Here is a 3,968-nt window from a genome sequence, read left to right on the forward strand (position 1 = left end):
GGTCTATAGGTCACTCTCAGCTTCACAACTAGCCCTGGGTGGTCACCAGCACAACCTTTCCGGTCGTCTCTCGGCTCTCCAGGGCGCGGTGGGCCTCGTCCGCTTCGGCGAGGGGGAAGGCGGACCCGACGTACGGCTTGCGGGTGCCGTCGGCGGCGGCGTCCAGCGAGGCCTGCTCGAACTCCTTGATCCGGCCCTGGACCCAGGGACCCAGGATGTCGATGATCTTCGCACCGCCCTCGTAGCCGTCCTGGTCGCCGGAGAACCGGACCATCCGGCCACCCTCGGCGAGACCGGCATAGACCTGGCGGGGTACGTCGCCGCCGAGCCCGTCGAGGAGGACCGTGACGCGTGGCTCCACGGCGTGAAGGGTCTCGAGCCAGCCGTCGCTCCGGTAGTCGGCCACCGTCTGCGCACCGAACCCGCGGGCGATCTCGAGCTTGGCCGCCGAGCCCGCCAGCCCGACCGCGCGAGCGCCGGCGTTGCGGATGCCCTGGAGCAGGATCGCGCCCATTCCACCGGCAGCCGAGGTGACCACGACGATGTCGTCGGGAGTGATCTCCGCGGCCTCGAGGACCGCTGCCGACGTACGTCCGGTGCCGATCGCCGCGACCGCCTCGGGCGACTCGAGGCCGGCAGGGCGGCGGTAGAGCTGCGTCTCGTCGGCCAGCGCGAGCTCGGCATAGCCACCGCTGCTCCCCGGGCCGAGGTGGGCGACGACCTTCGCCTCGCGCCACCCCTCGTCGACGCCCTCGCCGATCGCGTCGACCACTCCGGCGACCTCGCGGCCGGGGGTCATCGGGAGCTCCGGCCGGGGCATCGTCGGCGGAAGGTCACCCGCCCTGATCGAGGTGTCGAGGCGGTGTATGCCCGCGGCCTCCACCCGGATGCGTACCTGGCCCGGGCCGGGCACCGGGTCGGCCACCTCCTCGATGCGCAGGACCTCCGGGCCGCCGAACTCGTGCTGTCTGATTGCTCTCATGCGACGAGTCAACCTGCTCAAGTTGACTTGAGGTCAAGGTTTTCGAGGGTGACGTCTCGACCTGACTAGGACACCGGCCTGAGCACGGCTGCGACGTCGCGTGCGAGACGTACGCGGCGGAGCAGCTCCTCCACGTCGGGCTCGATGTCGGTGGTGATCGTGATGGCGTCGTAGCGGGCCACGACCCACAGGCGCTCGTCGACGACGTGGCTGGCGAACCGGGACAGAGACGCCGCATGCTCCGCGTCGGCCGCGATGACCGCGCCGTCCGGGGTGTTGACGTTGGACTTGCCGCGGAACTCGGGCGGGAAGAAGACCGGCGTGGGGACCCGGCCCGTGCCGGTGTGACCGGTGCCGGGCGAGAGCCCGATCATCGCGGCCGTCTTCGGGAGCCGGGCCGGGACTCGCACCACCACCCAGCGAGCCGGACGCCATGGACCTGTCCCGGGTGACGCCTTGCCGTGCCAGTACTCCACCAGGATCCCGTCGCAGGTGCCGTCGACCACGAGATCGCACCGCTCGGCGCGTACGTCGGGGCCCAGCACCTCCCACCGGACCGGTCGCTGCGCGGCGGCCTTGCCGGTGATCACCGGCCATCCGAAGGTCTGCGCCGCGCGGGTGACGCTCACCCGACGCTCCCTCGTCAGGCGGGCGAAGGACGCCCGCGGCGCCGATGTCGGCGTCGCGTGCGGTCCTTCTGAGTAAACCCCGCGAGGCATGGCGCCATCGTAGGCGGCCGCACCCCCGGATTTCAGGGAGGTGAAACGGGATTTCGTACGTTGGTTCGCCGCCGTCCCGCCCCGGAGAGGGTTTGATGGGTGCGTGCTGTTCCCCAATGCAGACCTCGAGCGCATCCGCACCGGCGACGTCGATCTCGCCTTCCGCCGCTGGACGCGCCCGATGCACGTCACCGGCGGCCGGCAGCGCACCCGGATCGGCGTGGTGGAGTTCGTCTCGGTCTCAGCGGTCTCCCCCGAGGCGCTCACCGAGGAGGATGCTCTCCGCGCGGGCACCACGCTCTCGGCCCTGATCGCGTTCCTCTCACGCAAGGACGGGGAGGTCTACCGGATCGAGGTGCGCTACGCCGGGGACGACGAGCGTGTCGCCCTGCGTGCGAAGCGCCCGGGCAAGAAGGAGACGGCCGCGCTCCTCGCGAAGCTGGCCGACATGGACCGACGCAGCCGGGCCGGCCCGTGGACCCAGCGGCATCTGGAGCTCATCGAGGCGCGGCCCGCCGAGCTGGCAGAGACCATCGCGGCCTCGATCGGGCGGGAGAAGAAGCCGTTCAAGGCCGACATCCGCCGCCTCAAGGAGCTCGGCCTCACCGAGTCCCTTCCGGTGGGCTACCGCCTCTCACCCCGCGGGCGCGCGGTCCTGCGCGCGCTGCGGGCGTGAGTGTGTCCCTTCGTCAAGGTATGCAGGGAAAGGTTCACATCCCCTGCGGAACTCCGCGAGGGATGTGAGCCTTCGTCTGCATACCCTTCGACAGGCTCAGGACATCGCCTTGACGAAGGAACGGCCTCGGTCAGCCCAGGTCCGTGGCGAAGAGGTCGTCCTCGGTCTCCCGACGGACGATGACGCGAGACTCACCATCACGCACCGCGACGACCGGTGGCCGCAGGGCGTGGTTGTAGTTGGAGGCCATCGAGCGCCCGTACGCACCGGTGCCCGGCACCGCGATCAGGTCGCCGGGAGCGATGTCGCCGGGCAGGAACTCGTGCTTGACCACGATGTCGCCGGACTCGCAGTGCTTGCCGACGACGCGACCCAGAACGGGCTCGGCGGACGAGGATCGCCCGGCGAGGGTGGCCGAGTAGTCGGCGTCGTACAGGGCGGTGCGGATGTTGTCGCTCATCCCGCCGTCGACGCTGACATAGGTGCGGGTGACGCCTCCGTCGAGCGCGACCTCCTTGACCGTGCCGACCGTGTAGACGGTGCACATCGCGGACCCGACGATGGCGCGACCCGGCTCGATCGAGAGGTGCGGCACGGCGAGACCGTAGCCACGGCACTCGTGCTCGACGATCGCGGTCAGCTCCTCGGCCAGCGCCTTGGGGGTGGAGGGGTCGTCCTGGGTGGTGTAGGCGATGCCGAAGCCGCCGCCGAGGTCCATCTCGGGCAGCTCCACACCGAGCTCGTCACGGATCCGGGTCTGCAGCGCCAGCACCCGCCGGGCAGCGACCTCGAAGCCGGAGGAGTCGAAGATCTGCGAGCCGATGTGGGAGTGCAGGCCGAGCAGCTCGACGTTCGGGGCGTCCAGGAGGCGGCGTACGGCCTCGAAGGCGTCGCCGGAGGAGATCGAGAGGCCGAACTTCTGGTCCTCGTGCGCGGTCGCGATGTATTCGTGCGTGTGGGCCTCGACCCCGGCCGTGACCCGCACCATCACCCGTGCGGGGAGACCGGTCTCGGCCGCGATCTCGGTGACCCGGTCGACCTCGTCGAACGAGTCGACGATGATCCGGCCGACGCCGGCCACGATCGCCCGACGCAGCTCCATCGGCGTCTTGTTGTTGCCGTGGTAGCCGATCTGCGCCGGATCCACCTCGGCCCGCAGCGCCACCGAGAGCTCGCCGTCGGAGCAGACGTCGAGGCAGAGTCCTTCCTGCGCCACCCAGCGCGCCACCTCGGTGCACAGGAACGCCTTGCCTGCGTAGTAGACGTCGTAGCCGCTGAATGCGTCACGGAACGCGCGAGCACGCTCGCGGAAGTCGGACTCGTCCAGGACGTACGCAGGCGTGTTGATGTTCGCGACCAGGTCGGGGATGGCAACGCCGCCGACCGTGAGGGCACCGGTCGCGTCCTTGGACGCCGTCGATGACCACAGCGCAGGCACCAACGCATTGACGTCCTCAGGCTCCCGCAGCCACACCGGCGAGGTCCCGGTGAATCCACCGGGCGAAACATGCGAGCTCATTCCCGCTCCTTTCTAGTGCGTCGAGTCGGCGCGTCCTGACACAGATCCCTGCCGAGTCGGCGCGTCATGACG

4 protein-coding genes are annotated in these 3,968 nt (G+C 70.1%); 1 reads left to right on the top strand and 3 read right to left on the bottom strand.

The window, feature by feature from the left end:
• Nucleotides 1-28 precede the first annotated feature (28 nt).
• Nucleotides 29-982: a zinc-binding dehydrogenase gene (locus ACRDPS_RS14255; protein ID WP_431502306.1), complete on the bottom strand. Its 954-nt coding sequence runs from the start codon at nucleotides 980-982 to the stop codon at nucleotides 29-31.
• 65 nt (nucleotides 983-1,047) lie between these two features.
• The gene (locus ACRDPS_RS14260) at nucleotides 1,048-1,611 is read right to left on the bottom strand and encodes a hypothetical protein (protein WP_431502307.1); all 564 of its coding nucleotides are present in this window, start codon (nucleotides 1,609-1,611) and stop codon (nucleotides 1,048-1,050) included.
• Nucleotides 1,612-1,804: 193 nt separating this feature from the next.
• On the opposite strand from ACRDPS_RS14260, the gene ACRDPS_RS14265 reads away from it, so the two are divergent.
• Nucleotides 1,805-2,377, top strand: coding sequence for a hypothetical protein (locus ACRDPS_RS14265; RefSeq protein WP_431502308.1), 573 nt, complete (start codon nucleotides 1,805-1,807; stop codon nucleotides 2,375-2,377).
• A gap of 130 nt (nucleotides 2,378-2,507) precedes the next feature.
• On the opposite strand, the gene lysA is transcribed toward ACRDPS_RS14265, so the two are convergent.
• Complete coding sequence (gene lysA, locus ACRDPS_RS14270) at nucleotides 2,508-3,896, bottom strand: diaminopimelate decarboxylase (protein WP_431502309.1); 1,389 nt, start codon at nucleotides 3,894-3,896, stop codon at nucleotides 2,508-2,510.
• Between the last annotated feature and the right edge of the window lie 72 nt (nucleotides 3,897-3,968).

The organism is Nocardioides sp., from assembly GCF_050699375.1.
Lineage (GTDB): Bacteria > Actinomycetota > Actinomycetes > Propionibacteriales > Nocardioidaceae > Nocardioides.